The 16,331-nt window shown below is 37.6% G+C and carries 11 protein-coding genes; 5 read left to right on the top strand and 6 right to left on the bottom strand.

Annotated features, from left to right (window positions below; all coding sequences use genetic code 11):
• Window positions 1-142: 142 nt before the first annotated feature.
• Window positions 143-1,945: an ABC transporter ATP-binding protein gene (locus NG743_RS04865; RefSeq protein WP_193962495.1), complete on the bottom strand. Its 1,803-nt coding sequence runs from the start codon at window positions 1,943-1,945 to the stop codon at window positions 143-145.
• A gap of 403 nt (window positions 1,946-2,348) precedes the next feature.
• On the opposite strand from NG743_RS04865, the gene NG743_RS04860 reads away from it, so the two are divergent.
• The gene (locus NG743_RS04860; RefSeq protein ID WP_027404618.1) at window positions 2,349-2,765 is read left to right on the top strand and encodes a DUF1824 family protein; all 417 of its coding nucleotides are present in this window, start codon (window positions 2,349-2,351) and stop codon (window positions 2,763-2,765) included.
• A 70-nt stretch (window positions 2,766-2,835) separates the two neighbouring features.
• Window positions 2,836-4,743: an ABC-F family ATP-binding cassette domain-containing protein gene (locus NG743_RS04855; protein ID WP_027404619.1), complete on the top strand. Its 1,908-nt coding sequence runs from the start codon at window positions 2,836-2,838 to the stop codon at window positions 4,741-4,743.
• Between the two features lie 441 nt (window positions 4,744-5,184).
• On the opposite strand, the gene NG743_RS04850 is transcribed toward NG743_RS04855, so the two are convergent.
• Both NG743_RS04850 and NG743_RS04845 read right to left on the bottom strand, forming a co-directional pair.
• Window positions 5,185-6,828 (bottom strand): lipoxygenase family protein, encoded by a 1,644-nt coding sequence (locus NG743_RS04850; RefSeq protein ID WP_027404620.1) that lies wholly within the window; start codon window positions 6,826-6,828, stop codon window positions 5,185-5,187.
• 198 nt (window positions 6,829-7,026) lie between these two features.
• Window positions 7,027-7,593: a Uma2 family endonuclease gene (locus NG743_RS04845; protein WP_257121613.1), complete on the bottom strand. Its 567-nt coding sequence runs from the start codon at window positions 7,591-7,593 to the stop codon at window positions 7,027-7,029.
• Between the two features lie 137 nt (window positions 7,594-7,730).
• Here NG743_RS04845 and NG743_RS04840 point away from each other — a divergent pair, with 137 nt between their 5' ends.
• The 3 genes from NG743_RS04840 to NG743_RS04830 all read left to right on the top strand — a co-directional run bounded on the left by NG743_RS04840 (window position 7,731) and on the right by NG743_RS04830 (window position 11,501).
• The gene (locus NG743_RS04840) at window positions 7,731-8,444 is read left to right on the top strand and encodes a hypothetical protein (protein ID WP_027404622.1); all 714 of its coding nucleotides are present in this window, start codon (window positions 7,731-7,733) and stop codon (window positions 8,442-8,444) included.
• A 61-nt stretch (window positions 8,445-8,505) separates the two neighbouring features.
• Window positions 8,506-11,148 (top strand): alanine--tRNA ligase, encoded by a 2,643-nt coding sequence (alaS, locus tag NG743_RS04835; RefSeq protein WP_027404623.1) that lies wholly within the window; start codon window positions 8,506-8,508, stop codon window positions 11,146-11,148.
• A gap of 98 nt (window positions 11,149-11,246) precedes the next feature.
• Window positions 11,247-11,501 (top strand): hypothetical protein, encoded by a 255-nt coding sequence (locus tag NG743_RS04830; RefSeq protein WP_257121612.1) that lies wholly within the window; start codon window positions 11,247-11,249, stop codon window positions 11,499-11,501.
• On the opposite strand, the gene NG743_RS04825 is transcribed toward NG743_RS04830, so the two are convergent.
• Genes NG743_RS04825 through NG743_RS04815 form a run of 3 tightly spaced genes read right to left on the bottom strand, consistent with a single transcriptional unit; the run spans window position 11,498 to window position 16,312 of the window.
• Window positions 11,498-14,812, bottom strand: a complete 3,315-nt coding sequence (locus tag NG743_RS04825; protein ID WP_257121611.1) for a type I restriction endonuclease subunit R — start codon at window positions 14,810-14,812, stop codon at window positions 11,498-11,500. The genes NG743_RS04830 and NG743_RS04825 overlap by 4 nt on opposite strands.
• A gap of 41 nt (window positions 14,813-14,853) precedes the next feature.
• Window positions 14,854-15,588: a hypothetical protein gene (locus NG743_RS04820; RefSeq protein WP_257121610.1), complete on the bottom strand. Its 735-nt coding sequence runs from the start codon at window positions 15,586-15,588 to the stop codon at window positions 14,854-14,856.
• Window positions 15,572-16,312, bottom strand: a complete 741-nt coding sequence (locus NG743_RS04815; protein WP_257121609.1) for a DUF4926 domain-containing protein — start codon at window positions 16,310-16,312, stop codon at window positions 15,572-15,574. The genes NG743_RS04820 and NG743_RS04815 overlap by 17 nt, the downstream gene beginning before the upstream one ends.
• Window positions 16,313-16,331: the final 19 nt, after the last annotated feature.

The raw sequence follows: 16,331 nt of genomic DNA, 5'->3' as shown, positions 1-16,331 counted from the left end.
TTTTTCTATTTTAACCGAGATTGCACACACTAGACTTGGCAATAAATCATATACAAGTAGGGTGTGTCAGACATAAAAATCTGTGGATATTAAAAAATATTATAACTCTGACGCACCCTACAAGATATTTTTGAGATGACATTTATTTTAACCCAGATTGCACACGCCAGAGACTTGTATAAATGCCATTTTTCTCTAATAGTTGCTCGTGAGTTCCGGCTTCGACTAATTTGCCATGTTCCATGACATAAATGCAATCAGCATTACGAATGGTGGAAAGACGGTGAGCGATCGCTATTGTGGTACGATTGACCGTAATCCGTTCTAAAGAACGCTGAATTGCGGCTTCGGTTTCATTGTCTACCGCTGAGGTGGCTTCATCTAGGATGAGAATTGGTGGATCTTTTAATACTGCGCGAGCGATCGCAATCCGTTGTCTTTGTCCTCCAGATAACTTTTGCCCCCGTTCTCCCACAATTGTCTCATAACCTTGGGGCAAACTCATAATAAAATCATGAGCTTCGGCTATTTTCGCCGCCATGATAATATCTTCGTTGGTAGCGGTAAAAGTGCCATAGGCAATATTTTCCCCCACTGTACCATGAAATAAAAACACATCCTGACTGACTAAACCAATAGCGCGGCGTAGATCTCGCAAATTTAATTGTTGTAAATCAATCCCATCCAAAGTAATTTTTCCATTTTGCACCTCATAAAATCGCAGTAATAGTTTAACTAAGGTGCTTTTTCCTGAACCAGTTGCACCCACAATCGCAATTGTATGTCCTGCGGGAATTTCCAAAGATAAATTGTGAATAATTGGGTTTCTGTTGTGATAAGCAAAACTCACATTTTGAAATTCCAAAGTCCCGCGAATCATATCTACAGGTAAATCAATATTTCCGGTATGAATTGCCATCGGAGTATCCAACAAATCCATCACTCGATTAGTAGAAGCCATTGCCCTTTGATATAAATCAAAAGTATCTCCCAACCTGGTTAATGGCCACAGTAAAAGCTGGACTAAAAACACCAAAGAACTATAAGCACCTACAGCCAATCTGCCTTCTACTGCTGCCATCCCGCCAAATAATAGCAAGATGGTAAAAGCGATTAAAATGAACATCCGAATAATCGGAATATAACCCGCAGATAAGGCGATCGCCTTAGCATTACTTTGACGATAAGCATTACTTTCTGATTCTACCCGCGCGGCTTCATAAGCTTCTGCTGTAAAACTTTTAATAGTGGTAATCCCACTCAAATTATTAGATAATCTGCCATTTAGTAACCCTACTTTTTCCCGAACTTCTGCATAGCGAGGAGCTAGAAATTTCTGAAAAATTATCGAACCAAAGAGAATAAATGGCATAGGCAAAATTGCCATCCCAGCCACACTAGGAGCTAAAATAAAAAACGCAGTCCCCACAATAATAATAGTAGTAGTGACTTGGATAATATCATTTGCGCCCACATCCAAAAACCGCTCCAATTGGTTAACATCATCACTGAGAATAGACATTAAACCACCGGTACTGCGTTCTTCAAAATAAGCTAATTCTAATTCTTGTAAATGTTTATATGCGTCCAGTCTTAAATTATGCTGAATATTCTGCCCCAAATTGCGCCATAGTAACTTATAGGCATATTCAAACAATGACTCCAACACCCAAGTAATCACCGTCAACAAGGATAAAATCAGAAATTGCCCATAAATATCTTTTACACCTAACCGGGCAATGATAGAATCTTGTTGCTTAACAACCACATCCACCGCAATCCCAATTAATACAGGGGGTGCTAAGTCAAAAACTTTATTGAGGATAGAAGCACCAATAGCCAGACGAATTTGTTTAACATACTGATGTCCATATTTAAATAGACGCTGGAGGGGACGAACAGAATGTTCACGCCTTTTTGATAATCGGAGAGATTTAAATGGCATAGCCACATTAATTAATAATTACTTGCAGCTAATACTACCATATAATTGAGTTAATTTCTTATCAATATTGAAGCAATAGATACAGTTATCTTCCTTTAGGAACAGCAGAGATAATTTTGAGAAATTGGTAACTTGTAATTTGGCAAACTTCACTTTTGGGAATTATATTAGAAAATATTGTCGCTAAAATTATTGTTCCCAGCCGCAAACAGCAGGGTATAATAACCTTGTCAATCAACCAGATGTGCTAATTTTCAGTGAAGACTACCAATACAGCAAAAATTCCTACTAAAACTCAGGGAATATGCCATATCAATCTTGATTTTGTTCAAAAATGCCACTAACGTGAGCAAATCCCCCTCCCGAAACCAGAACCAGACGTAAAACTAGACAAATCAATATTATGTCTACTCCCAATCATCAGCAACTCTCACTCCCAGAAGCCAAGAAAATACTCAACAAATTTAACTGTCTGGATATTGCCCCCATTCTTAAACCGTCAGAAAAAGTTCCCACTCGTGAGGCATTAATTTTTCTCACCAGCCTTACCGATTATCAAATCTTAGGTATTTGTGCTGATACAGCCGAAGAGGGAATTTTAGCCATGAAAACCTATTCTCGCGCTTTGGGTTATCAAGCACCAACTGATTTACCACATCCAGAAGGACCAGTTTATATCAAATTAAATGGCAAAAATGGCTTGTGTTATCTCGATTCCTATTCTGGGCATCATCGGGGAGTGTTAGTATCTTGCCAGTCCTATCAAGAGGGAGGAGTTAACGAGATGTATGGACATTTACCCCTCGATTTATTTGTCTAGGATTTCATTGACAATCATCTGTAGGGTGGGCATTGCCCGCCCTCTTCTTAATCACTAATTACCGCATAATATGAGCATTGTTACCTTACAATCAGTTAAGAAAGATTTTGGAATTAAAGAACTTTTAAAAGACGCTAATTTTAGTCTAGATACTAATGACAAAGTTGGTTTAATTGGCACTAATGGTTCTGGGAAATCAACTCTATTAAAAATGATTGCTCGGTTAGAATCAATTGATAGTGGGCAAATTTTAGTTAATTCTGGGGCAAAAATTGTTTATTTACCCCAACAACCAGATATGGACGAAAATCACACTGTTTTAGAACAGGTATTTGCTGACAGTGGTGAACAAATGAACCTCGTCAGAGAGTATGAAGAATTATCTGATAAATTGGCACATTATCCCGATGATAGTCAGTTAATGTCTCGTCTTTCTAGTGTAATGCAGCGGATGGATGCGACGGGTGCTTGGGAAGTAGAAACCAACGCCAAAATCATTTTAACAAAATTAGGAATTGCTGATTTTGATGTGAAAGTTGGCACATTATCAGGGGGATATCGCAAGCGGATTGCTTTAGCAGCAGCCTTGATATCAGAACCAGATTTGTTGTTAATGGATGAACCAACAAACCATCTTGATGCTTTATCAGTAGAATGGTTACAAAGTTATTTAAATCGCTATCGCGGCGCACTTTTATTAATTACTCATGATCGTTATTTTTTAGATAAAGTTACTAATAGAATTATCGAAATTGATCGAGGTGATATTTACAATTATACAGGTAATTATTCCTATTATTTAGAAAAGAAAGCCTTAGCTGAAGAATCTGCCGTTAGCACTCAACGGAAACATCAAGGGATTTTACGGCGGGAATTAGAATGGTTAAAAAAAGGACCCAAAGCTAGAAGTACCAAACAAAAAGCCAGAATTGAACGCGCTCATGCACTGCGAGATACTGAGTTTAAACAACTTAATGGCAAAGTTGATATTTCTACCGTTGGTAGGCGGATTGGTAAGAAGGTTATTGAACTCAAAGATGTTAGTAAAGGCTACAATGGTAGAACTCTAATTAAAGATTTTACATATCAATTTAGTCCAGAAGATCGGATTGGCATTATTGGTGGTAATGGTGCAGGAAAATCTACTTTAATGGATATTATGACTGCCAAAATTAAACCAGATTCTGGTAGTGTGGAAATTGGGACTACAATTCATATTGGTTATTTTAACCAACATTCAGAAGAATTGTTAACGGCGGTAAATGAAGATCAACGAGTGATTGATTATATTAAGGAAGAAGGGGAATTTATTCAAATATCCGACGGTACGAAAATCACGGCTTCCCAAATGTTAGAGAGATTTTTGTTCCCAGGAAATCAACAATATGCACCCATTAATAAACTTTCTGGGGGAGAAAAACGCCGTTTATATTTATTGCGTATTCTCATTAGTGCGCCCAATGTGTTGATTTTGGACGAACCGACTAATGATTTAGATGTCCAGACCTTGGCGGTATTAGAAGACTATCTAGAGGATTTTAATGGTTGTGTAATTGTAGTTTCTCATGATCGTTATTTTTTAGATCGGACGGTAGATAGAATTTTTGCCTTAGAAGAAGGTGGAGGTTTACGTCAATATCCAGGGAATTATTCCATTTATTTAGATTATAAAAAAGCTGAGGAAGCAGAAAAACAAGAGACACAAAAAACTGTAATTGTCGAAGAGAAAGTTATTTCTCCAGTTACAGAGACTAAAAAACGCCGCAGATTATCCAATTGGGAAAGACGGGAATTTGAAGAATTGGAAGGAAAGATTGCCAAGTTAGAAGCAGATAAAACAGCAGTAGAAAGGAAATTAGCAACTCTAGCTGGAAACTATAGCCAAGTGCAGAAGTTGTACGAAGAGGTAGAAATGCTGAAGAAAAATATTGATTTGTCCACAGAACGCTGGTTGGAATTAGCAGAAATGGATTCTTAAGTTATCTCGTTCCCAGTCTCCGACTGGGAATGCCATTTAGAGGCTCTGCCTCCATAATTTAGTAGTCAATGAAGGCAGAGCCTTCCGTAATTCATTCCCATACAGAGTATGGGAACGAGAACATTTTTGTGTAGGATTTATTTATGCAAATGTGTTTATAGTGAATTGTCCACAGAACGCTGGTTAGAATTAGCGGAAATGGATTCTTAAGTTATCTCGTTCCCAGTCTCCGACTGGGAATGCCATTTAGAGGCTCTGCCTCAATAATTTAGTAGTCAATGAAGGCAGAGCCTTCCGTAATTCATTCCCATACAGAGTATGGGAACGAGAACATTTTTGTGTAGGATTTATTTATGCAAATGTGTTTATAGTGAATGATGACGAATAAAATACCCCATTTTAATTTTATTAAAAATGGGGTTTTGTCTATTCTACGGTCAGTTAAATACTGATGCTGTTGAGGATAAGTCTGGGTTGTAGGTATTCGTAATTTACTAAACGTCCCTTGTTGCTCAACTCAATTTTTCTTTGCACCACATTCAATTCTTGCTGGAATTTATTCACAACATCGTCAGCATTGGGGTCTTCAAATTCTTCCTCTTCATAATATCCTAGTCTGTCATAACGATAGGCTGAGAGTGTGAATACAGTTGTTAATTGGCTACTTGTTGGTTTGGCAGCTGGTAAAAAATCTATCAGTTCCTTGCGGGTACAAACCCCTTCTTTTTTAATTGGTTGATAAGCAGCCAGAGGCATATTGGGAATGAAACCCATGTATTCATATTGGGGGAAATTAACAGCAGAATGCAGGGGTCCACAAGTGTAAATGATAGTAGTAACAATCTCTACTAATTGTTTCAAAGTATCAATGCGATCGCTCATCCCCTTGACTCTACCACCATCCTGAGCCACTAATTCCCGCGCCCAAGCTTGTAGTTCGACATCTGCTGTCAAGTCTGCGGGACTCTTGTAGTAAAGCTCCAAATAGTTAAACACAAACTTGTTAATCGCGTTCCACAACAAGATCCCATCGTCCCGATAAGGATAGTGGGGCAAATTTTTCACATCATCCACACCGCGATTTTTGAGTTCTGTTGGTAGCGCAAACTGATCCAATCTCCAATCTGTATAAGCGTCTAGAACAATTTGCAGTGATTCTTGCAGAGTTCCCGCTAATAATTCATCAACAGGACCGCCTCTATTCACCAACCGCTGACGACCTAAATCATTGTTAGCCAACATGAACCGGAAATGGGGTTTTAGTAATATTCTCAGCGGATGGTTCTGGGCTAATTGACGAGGGGTAACAACAGCAAAAGGTTCCATTACAAAGTGAGTCCGGCATAAATGGCTACTCATTTCATGATGATTAGCATCAGCAATTTGCACACAGGACTTGGCATAAAACCAGGTAGAAGAGTCATCAAAAGGGGTCAGCAAGGGGCTGGCTTTTCCTTCCTTAGGATTGATTTGAATCGCTATAGGTACTAATTGACCACGATCTTGAAAGCCTGAACTCCGCCAACAGAAGAAGGCTAGTGGTGCTGGTAAATACTTTTTCCCTTTGGCAAAAGTGCCACCTCGAATGAACGCCAAAGGTCTATAATCAGCTACATAGAGATTTCCGGTTGCCAGTCTTTCTCTTAAATCAATAGAGTTGCCAAACTTAGCTTGCAATTCTTCGATGGTAAAGGCAAAGTTGACGGGCATTTGCTTAATCTGCCGTAAAACCACAGGATTCACGCCACAAAGCCGTTGTTCGGCGAAGGAATCATCTGTTTCATAATTTTTCATCACATTAGGTTTTTGCAAAACTGGAAAAAAGTCTTCATAGTCTTGCAATTCATCTAAGGGGTCCCACATAGCATGGGCTTTGACAGCCATCATATTGCTAGGAAGTTCTGCTGTCTCTATTGTCCGTTCAGCAATATACTTGGTAGAAAAATTCTCAGAGGGAGGTACGTTTTTGAGCATCGCCATAGGAGGCAAAAAATCATACCTAAATTCATACTCTTTGCGACCTTTCTCTAGGGAAGATTGTCGTTGTGTGGGATTTGGGTCATTTTGAGGTAAAAATGGCTTCATTGGTGTTGATATCAGTAATTTAATTGACAATCTACTATGCTATTCTGCAACCAAATATACTAAACTATTTGATGTTATAGTGACGAATATTAGCTGAAATTTAATAAAACTTTAACTATTTTGGATAAATATGGCGTGGACGGACATAAAAGCACACAAGAACCAGAAATTTTAACTGCTAAGGAATAAGTGATATTGCTAAGTATTAATTACTACATCTTCATAAACATCTGCCATTGTCAAAGTTAAATTAACTGATTCTAAATGTAATTTATCATCTGTTCCTAATACTTCTGTTGACCAATTTCCTTGATCATCTTGACGATAAACTTCTACTTTCACTTGATTTTGGTAAACTAGAATATATTCTTTTAAACTGTCTATAGTTTGATAATTAATGCGTTTTTCGCGTTTGTCTGTTGTTGCAGTTGAATTAGATAAAACCTCTATAATTAAATTAGGACGAGTTTTAAAGTACCTTTCGTTATCTTCAGGATCACGAGTAACAATCAGATCAGGATAGTAGAATATATTAGCGTTTCTGATTTTGAGTTTTACTTTCATATCTGAGACAAAAGCACGACAGGAACTCCCGCGCAAATGGGGACGTAGTATAGCGTAAATATTACCAGCTATCAGGTTATGTTCTTCGCTTGCACCCGCCATTGCAAAAACTTGTCCGGCTACATATTCATGGCGAATATCGCTAGATTTCTCGGCTTCTAAGTATTCTTCAACGGTGAGAATATTTAATGGAGATTGCATAGTTTTGAGATAATTTTTTACGGAATGTAGTATAGATTTATTATAGCAATGTTCAAGATGCTCAGATCCCCGACTTCTTGAAGCAGTCGGGGATCTATATTCTGTTATATTTAAGTAACTTATATTAAAAAACTCCCATGAGCCAAACTGCGATAAATCTGATTGCTATCTCTGTTTTTCTGATGACTTTTTCCAGCCTGTTAGGACCATTAATACATCTTTCCCCAACGATACCTGCTTTAGCTACAGTGACTTTTTTAGGAATTGCAACTTTAGATAATTTCAGCTTTCAAGGCAAAGGAGGAACGATAGTATTAGACTTAGTAGCGCGATTTTCTCCAGAATATAAAGAACGGATTTTACATCATGAAGCTGGTCATTTTCTCGTGGCTCACCTATTAGAAATTCCGGTAACTGGTTACACTCTTAGCGCTTGGGAAGCTTGGAAAAAAGGACAACCAGGACAAGGGGGAATAACTTTAGAAGATAGTGAGTTAACAGCACAAATAGAAAATGGAAAAATTAGCGCCCAAATGTTAGACCGTTATTGTACTATTTGGATGGCGGGAATTGCGGCGGAAACTTTGGTTTTTAATTCGTCTGAAGGTGGTAATGATGATAAAAGTAAGTTAACTGAAATTTTACAAGTTATTGGTTTTTCGGAAGCAGGTTATCAGCAAAAACAGCGTTTTCATTTGCTTCAGTCTAAAACTTTGATTCAGGAGAATTGGGAGAGTTATCAAGCTTTGGTGGTAGCAATGAGAGAACGGGTTTCTGTTGTGGAGTGTTTGCAAATAATTATCTCACGCAGAGGCGCAGAGGCGCAGAGAGAATCTGGAGAGGTTTCATGAAATGTCTCTGGACTTGTAGAATATAGGTCTTTCACCTGTAAAATTATTTTTGTAATTACTCATGTCTTCAACTCCCCAGTTTCTTAGCGGTAACGATATTCGTCAATTATTCCTCGATTTCTACACTCAACGGGGACACCAACCGCTTCCAAGTGCTTCTCTTGTTCCTGAAGACCCGACTGTGCTACTGACGATCGCAGGTATGTTACCGTTTAAGCCGATATTCCTGGGACAACGGACACCGGAATTTAAACGCGCTACGACTTCACAAAAGTGTATTCGTACCAATGATATCGAAAATGTAGGACGCACTCACCGTCATCATACATTTTTTGAGATGTTGGGGAATTTTAGCTTTGGTGATTATTTTAAACCACAGGCGATCGCTTGGGGTTGGGAATTATCTACTCAAGTCTTTGGTTTCTCTCCTCAAAATCTGGTTGTCAGTGTGTTTGAAGATGATGATGAAGCTTTTACCATCTGGCGCGATACCATTGGTGTAACGGAAAAACGTATCAAGCGCATGGGTGCAGATGATAATTTCTGGGTATCTGGTGCTACTGGTCCCTGTGGTCCATGTTCGGAAATTTATTATGATTTTCACCCAGAACGCGGTGAAGATAATATTGATTTAGAAGATGATACCCGATTTATCGAGTTTTATAACTTGGTATTTATGCAATATAATCGGGATGCGTCAGGAAATTTAACCCCGTTACAAAATAAGAATATTGACACGGGAATGGGTTTGGAAAGAATGGCGCAAATCCTGCAAAAGAAGCCGAATAATTATGAAACAGATTTGATTTTCCCGATTATTGAAACTGCGGCAAAAATTGCCAAAATTGATTATCATCAAAGTGATGAAAATACGCAAGTTTCCCTAAAGGTAATTGGTGATCATGTCCGTTCTGTGGTTCACATGATTGCTGATGAAATTCGCGCTTCTAATGTGGGAAGAGGTTATGTTTTACGGCGGTTGATTCGTCGCGTCGTTAGACATGGCAGATTAATCGGAATTTCTGGAGAATTTATTAACCAAGTTGCAGAAACCGCCATTTCTCTTTCGGAATCAATTTACCCCAATTTGCGACAAAGAGAAGCTGCTATTAAAGCGGAATTACAAAGAGAAGAAAGTAATTTCTTGAAAACTCTTGATAGAGGAGAAAAGCTATTAGCAGAAATTATCCAAGAGGTAAAACAAAAAGGATTAACTTCTATTAGTGGTGAAAGTGCTTTTACTCTCTATGATACCTACGGTTTCCCATTAGAATTAACCCAAGAAGTTGCTGAAGAAAATCACATTACTGTTGATGTTGATGGTTTCAATGCAGAAATGCAAAAACAAGTAGAACGCGCAAAAGCTGCACACGAAACCATAGATTTAACTGTACAAGGTTCTTTGGATAAACTTGCAGAACATATTCACTCTACACAATTCATTGGCTATACCCAATTAACAACAACTGCAAAAATCGAAGTTTTATTAGTTGCTGGTGTTTCTGAAGAAGCAGCAGAAGCAGGAACAGAAGTGCAAATTGTTCTCGATAAAACGCCTTTTTATGCTGAATCTGGCGGACAAATTGGTGATAAAGGATATATATCCGGTGATGGTATTTTAGTCAGAATTGAAGATGTGAAAAAAGAATCTGATTTCTTTATTCATTTCGGACGCATTGAACGGGGAACAATTAGAGTTGGTGATGAAATTACCGCCCAAATTGATCGGGGTTGTCGTCGTCGCGCTCAAGCTAATCATACAGCAACTCATTTATTACAAGCTGCTTTAAAGAAAGTTGTTGATGAAGGAATTTCTCAAGCTGGTTCTTTGGTTTCTTTTGATAGATTGCGCTTTGATTTTAACTGTCCCCGCGCTTTAACTGCTGAGGAAGTTATCCAAATTGAAGAATTAGTAAATAGTTGGATTTCTGAAGCTCATCCTGCTACAATAGAAGAGATGCCTATCGCCGAAGCGAAAGCTAAAGGTGCAGTGGCAATGTTTGGGGAAAAGTACGGTGATCAAGTGCGGGTGATTGATTTCCCTGGCGTTTCTATGGAATTATGTGGGGGAACTCACGTTAATAATACTGCGGAAATTGGCGTTTTCAAAATCATTGCTGAAGCTGGAGTTGCTTCTGGAGTGAGAAGAATAGAAGCGGTATCTGGGGCGGCGGTATTGGATTATTTGAATGTGCGTGATATAGTTGTAAAGGATTTGTGCGATCGCTTTAAAGTCAAACCCGAAGAAATCCCCGACAGAATCACAACTTTACAAACCGAACTTCGCAACAACGAAAAAGAAATTCAAAGCCTGAAATCACAAATAGCAATAGTTAAATCTGACAGCTTATTACAAACTGCGGAAATCATCGGAGAACATAAAATTATTGTTTCTCAACTGGAAGATATTGACGCAGAATCATTAAAAGACGCTGCGGAAAGATTGCTGCAAAAAATCGGTAATGGTGCTGTAGTTTTAGGTTCTATTCCCGAAGCCGGAAAAGTGAGTATCGTTGCAGCTTTTAGTTCTGAAGTGAATAAAAAAGGTGTCCAAGCTGGGAAATTTGTGGGAACTATAGCTAAAATCTGTGGTGGTGGTGGTGGTGGAAAACCCAACCTCGCGCAAGCTGGGGGACGTGACGCAAGTAAGTTACCGGAGGCTTTAGAAACTGCGAAAACTGAATTGCAAACATCTTTAAGTTAACACCTTGTGGGGTAGGCATCTTGCTTACCCTGTATTTTGCTATACTGTTTTTTAACACCTTTTCAAGTGCATCAACGCAACATCCTGACCTATATTTTATGACTATTGACGCTTTTGTTGATAATGGGTATGCCCCAGATAGAGAATTTTCTGAGCAATTCCTTTTAAGTCCTGAGTTTACTCTTCAAAGCCTCCAACCTATTTTACCAGGTTCAAGTCGGCTTAAAAAAGCTGAATTAGCAGCAGAGATAGCCAACGCACTTGAAAAAGGTATTCTTACTCCATCTAACAAGTTACTTGAACATCACTGCTTCGATATGCTTTTATGGTTTTTATGGCGTTTAAAGCATTAAGCCACCCAGTCTTTACACAATAATTCTGCCTGTTCTAAAACTGTGGAGGTGGCTTTCTCCTGTTTATCTGGGGGATAACCATACTTTTTGAGTAATCGTTTAATTGTCACTCGTAATTTAGCACGGACATTTTCTTTCACTGTCCAATCAATGGTTAAGTTAGCACGAATCGCTTTGACCAAATCACGAGCGATCGCTTTGAGGGTATCATCTCCTAAGTTGATCACGGCACTATCATTTACCTCCAAGGCATCATAAAAAGCGGTTTCATCTTCAGTTAGTCCCAAGTCTTCACCCCGTCTTTGTGCCTCCCGCATGGCTTTTGCGAGTTCAATTAGTTCATTGATAACTTGGGCTGTTTCAATGGCACGGTTTTGATAGCGTTTGATGGTATTTTCTAACATTTCTCGGAAGGAACGAGCTAGAATTAAGTTCTTCCGAGAACTGATTTTTATGGCTTCATTAATTAATTTTTGTAAGGTTTCTAATGCCACGTTGCGATAGGGTAAACCCCGGACTTCTTCTAAAAATTCATCGGAGAGGATAGCGATATTTGGTTTATTTAATCCTGCGGATGTAAAGATATCTATGACTTGTTCACTGGCGATCGCTTTTGATACTATTTGTCTTACTGCTGCATCTATATCTTCTGAACTTTTACCATCAACGGTGGTATATTTTACCATTGCGGCTTTGATAGCTTGGAAAAATCCGACTTCATCCCTAATTGTAATTGCTTCATCGGTACTGCTAACTAAAGCAAAGGCTGTGGATAATTCACCTACTGCTTTAATATAACGTTGTTTACCATCTGCTAATCCTAAGATATGATTGAGGGCAGCAGGAATGATTGATACTCGTTCTGTGGGTTTACCTGTAAAGAATTTTTGGTAGTCAAAACGGTGATACATGGCTTTGACAATTTCGTATTTCTCCTGCATCACTGCTAGGGCAATATTAGTATCAATTGCTGTTTCACCTCTATCTCTTTCGGTATAATCTTTGAGGGCATCTTTGAGTTGTTCAGCAATACCTAAATAGTCAACTATTAACCCTCCTGGTTTATCTTTGAAGACCCGATTTACTCTGGCGATCGCTTGCATTAAATTGTGTCCCTGCATGGGTTTATCTACATATAAAGTATGCAGACTTGGGGCATCAAATCCTGTTAGCCACATATCCCGGACTATGACTAATTTAAAGGCATCATCGGCTTTTTTGAAGCGTTTAGCTAATTCTTTCCGGGCTTTTTTACTGCGGATGTGAGGCTGCATTTTTTTGTCATCAGCAGCAGAACCAGTCATGACAACTTTGATGATTCCTTGATTATCATCTTCACTGTGCCATTCTGGTTTCAGTTGCTTGATAGCATGATACAAGTCTGCACAGATGCGGCGACTCATACACACAATCATGGCTTTACCGTCTCTCAATTCTGGTGCTGCGGTGCGATTTTCAAAGTGTTCAACAATATCTTTGGCAATTTGATTAATTCTTTTTTCTGCACCAATTAAAGCCTCTAATCTTGCCCATTTACTTTTGAGTTTTTCTTTAATTGTCAGTTCTTCATCTTCGGTAATTTCTTCAAAATTGGGATCTATTTTGGGGCGTTCTGAGGGTTCTAAATCTAGTTTCGCTAATCGTCCCTCATAATAAATTTTGAGTGTAGCTTCATCTTCTACTGCCCTTTGAATGTCGTAAATATCAATGTAATCTCCAAATAAGGCAGTGGTATTTTTATCGTTTTGGGCAATGGGTGTACCTGTAAATCCGACAAAGGAAGCGTTAGGTATAGCGTCTCTTAAATATTTGGCGTAACCATATTTAATATAAGCTGATTCTAAATCATTTTCTGTTTGAATATCAGGTGTATAATTATTAGTTAATTGTGAATCATTTTCTGGTTGACTATCAGATTTATAATTAGTTGATTCTAAATTATTTGTTTGACTATTCAATTTATAAGTATTAGTTGATTCAGCTACTTTAAGTTGTGGTTTTTGGTGAGGGTTGAGATAAGAAACTTTTTTCTCATTTTTGGCAGATTTAACTACTACAACTTTAGCTTTTAATCCATATTGGCTTCTGTGTGCTTCATCTGCTATTAAAACTATATTATGTCGGGGGGAAAGTTCCTCATATTCGTTACCTGTTTCTGGGGCGAATTTTTGGATAGTTGTAAATACTATTCCCCCGGCTGCTACTTGGAGTAATTCTTTTAGATTTTCCCTATTTTCTGCTTGTACAGGATTTTGTCTTAATAAATCAATGCAGGATGAAAAGGTGGTAAATAGTTGATCATCTAAATCATTTCTATCTGTTAAAATCACTAAGGTGGGATTTTCCATTTCTGGTTGTTGAATCAGTTTCCCACTATAAAATGCCATTGTTAAACTTTTACCGCTACCTTGGGTATGCCAGACTACACCAACTTTTCTATCTCCATCTGTGCGGGTGGCTTTGATGGTGGAGGTAATGGCTTTATTCACGGCGTGGTATTGGTGATAACCTGCCATTTTTTTGATAATGTTGTCTTCGTTGACTTCAAAAACAATGAAGTATTGGAGTATATCTAATATAGTAGTTTGATTAAATATGCCTTTAATAATTGTTTCTAATTCTGCTTGTCCTTGAGGAATAATATTTTCACCATCAATAGAACGCCAAGGCATAAACCGTTCCCAATCTGCGGTTAATGTGCCGACTCTGGCTTTAGTACCATCTGAAATGACGAGAATTTCGTTATAGGGAAATAAACAGGAAATATCGTTTTTATAGGTTTGTAGTTGGTTGAATGCACCTTTAATTGTAGCGTTTTCATCTGTGGCGTTTTTGAGTTCAATTACGGCGATGGGTAAGCCGTTGATGAAGATAACGACATCAGGAATCCGGGCGGTTTTACCTGTTTCTTTAACCCGAAATTGATTAACTACTAACCAATCGTTATGACCTATTTTATCAAAATTAATTAGTTTGACTTTTTTGTATTGGGTTTCTCCATTTTGTTGATATTCTACATCTACCCCATCTGTTAAGTATTGATGAAAGCGGCGATTGTTTTCATAAAGTATTGGTGTTTCAGTACGGGTGATTTTTTTGATTGCGTCTTGGATGGCGTGAAAGGGAATATGGGGGTTTATGGTTTGTAAGGCATTTTGGAGGCGATTAATTAGTATAACATCGTTATATTCTTGGCGTTCTGTTTGGGGGGTATCAGGGGCGATTTCTGTACCATTTAATGAGGTGTAGCCGAGTTCTGATAGCCAGTCTAGGGTAGCTTGTTCAACAATTGATTCGGTGAATTTGTTCATTGATTTTTTGTAGTAAAAATATCTTATAATTCATTTATCTTTTATTGTTTTTCCCTCAAAAAATCATCAACGCTGAATGCTGTTAAAAATACAGATTCCAAAGTCCTATTTTCTACCTCTGGATTATTGTTTTTATCTATGTTCCAAGGCCAAATTCTGCATCTAAGATCCTTGGGGTCTTCAACCAACGCAATATGATTAATCTGAGGATTAATAGGTTTATACTTACAAAGTATTCCTGCATATAATCTTCTGTGTATGTGAGAACAAGCTCTAGTGTCTTGGTTACATATATTACATATAAATTTATCACAGATAATACCAGGGCTTAAATAATAACCTTTTCCAAACACTTGTTTAAAAAAAGTTTCTATGTTGTTAATCTCCTTTGAAATTTTCTCAATTACTTCTCCTCTAAAATTAGCTGAAACAAATTCTAGTCTATCCTTACAATCACATTTCTTTATCCATATTTCTTCAACTATTTTTTGCTTTTTGTGCCAAGTATTGTCTTGGGTTAGTTTTTCTAATTCAACATAATCTTGCATACCTTTAAATAAAACAAGGAGGCTATGCAGTACATAATAATCATTTTCACGATTTGTTAAAGAAAAAGTTTTTAGTGTTTTTTTATATTTTGCTATAAAAATAAAGCATAAAGTATCTGCTAAATCAAATTGTTGCTTTGACATCAGACGCAACCATGCCTTTACTAAATTTGATACTTCATTATTTATCAAATCTAATTCATCAAGATTATTATTGTTGTTTATCATTTTGGATTCCCTCTAACATTCGTATAAATTCTTGAGCATCTCCGTTATATTCAATAGAAGCCGAAGATATTTTACCTTCTAAAACTTTAATGCTGGCTTTAATAGTAGGTAATTCCGTATCTGCTTTGTTTTGTTTTATTGCCTCAGTTACTTTATCTCCTATAATTCGAGATACCAGTCCAATGAGTATAGGTAAGCAAGCATGATTCAATATCCAAATTACACCTAGTCTGATTTCAATACTTCGATTTGATGAAACTTTTGCTTTGATTCCCAAATCATAAGAAGTAGCGCATTTTACTTGTGCTTCTCTCAGCAACTTACTTAGATGGATAGCGTCATCAGTATCTATTAATTCAGAATAAGTAGGAGAATTAATATCATCTGAATAATTTTCGATATTTTGGGGAAGAACAAGAATTTGATACTTTTTGACAATATTTTCCCAATCAATACCCCATTTTATTACTTGTTGCAATTCATCTATTTGTGAATTACCTTCTTCGTTAAAGACTTCTTTATCGTTCAAATCTTCAACTGTCGAACAAGGGACAACAACAGTGTTAATTGATTCTCCAAGATCATTAAAAATTTCTAAAATATAGCCTTCCTCACCTCCTGCTGGATGCGGAACAGTATCAACTAAAGTAGCAATGTCCCCTTTTTTAAGGTTATATTCGGGAAAGTCGCGGTTTAATAAAACTCTTTGGTATAACTCAGGCATTGGTTTTTTTCTCCTTTTT

The organism is Dolichospermum heterosporum TAC447 (assembly GCF_024584745.1).
GTDB lineage: Bacteria > Cyanobacteriota > Cyanobacteriia > Cyanobacteriales > Nostocaceae > Dolichospermum > Dolichospermum heterosporum.
This window is presented reverse-complemented; position numbering and strand designations above follow the sequence as displayed.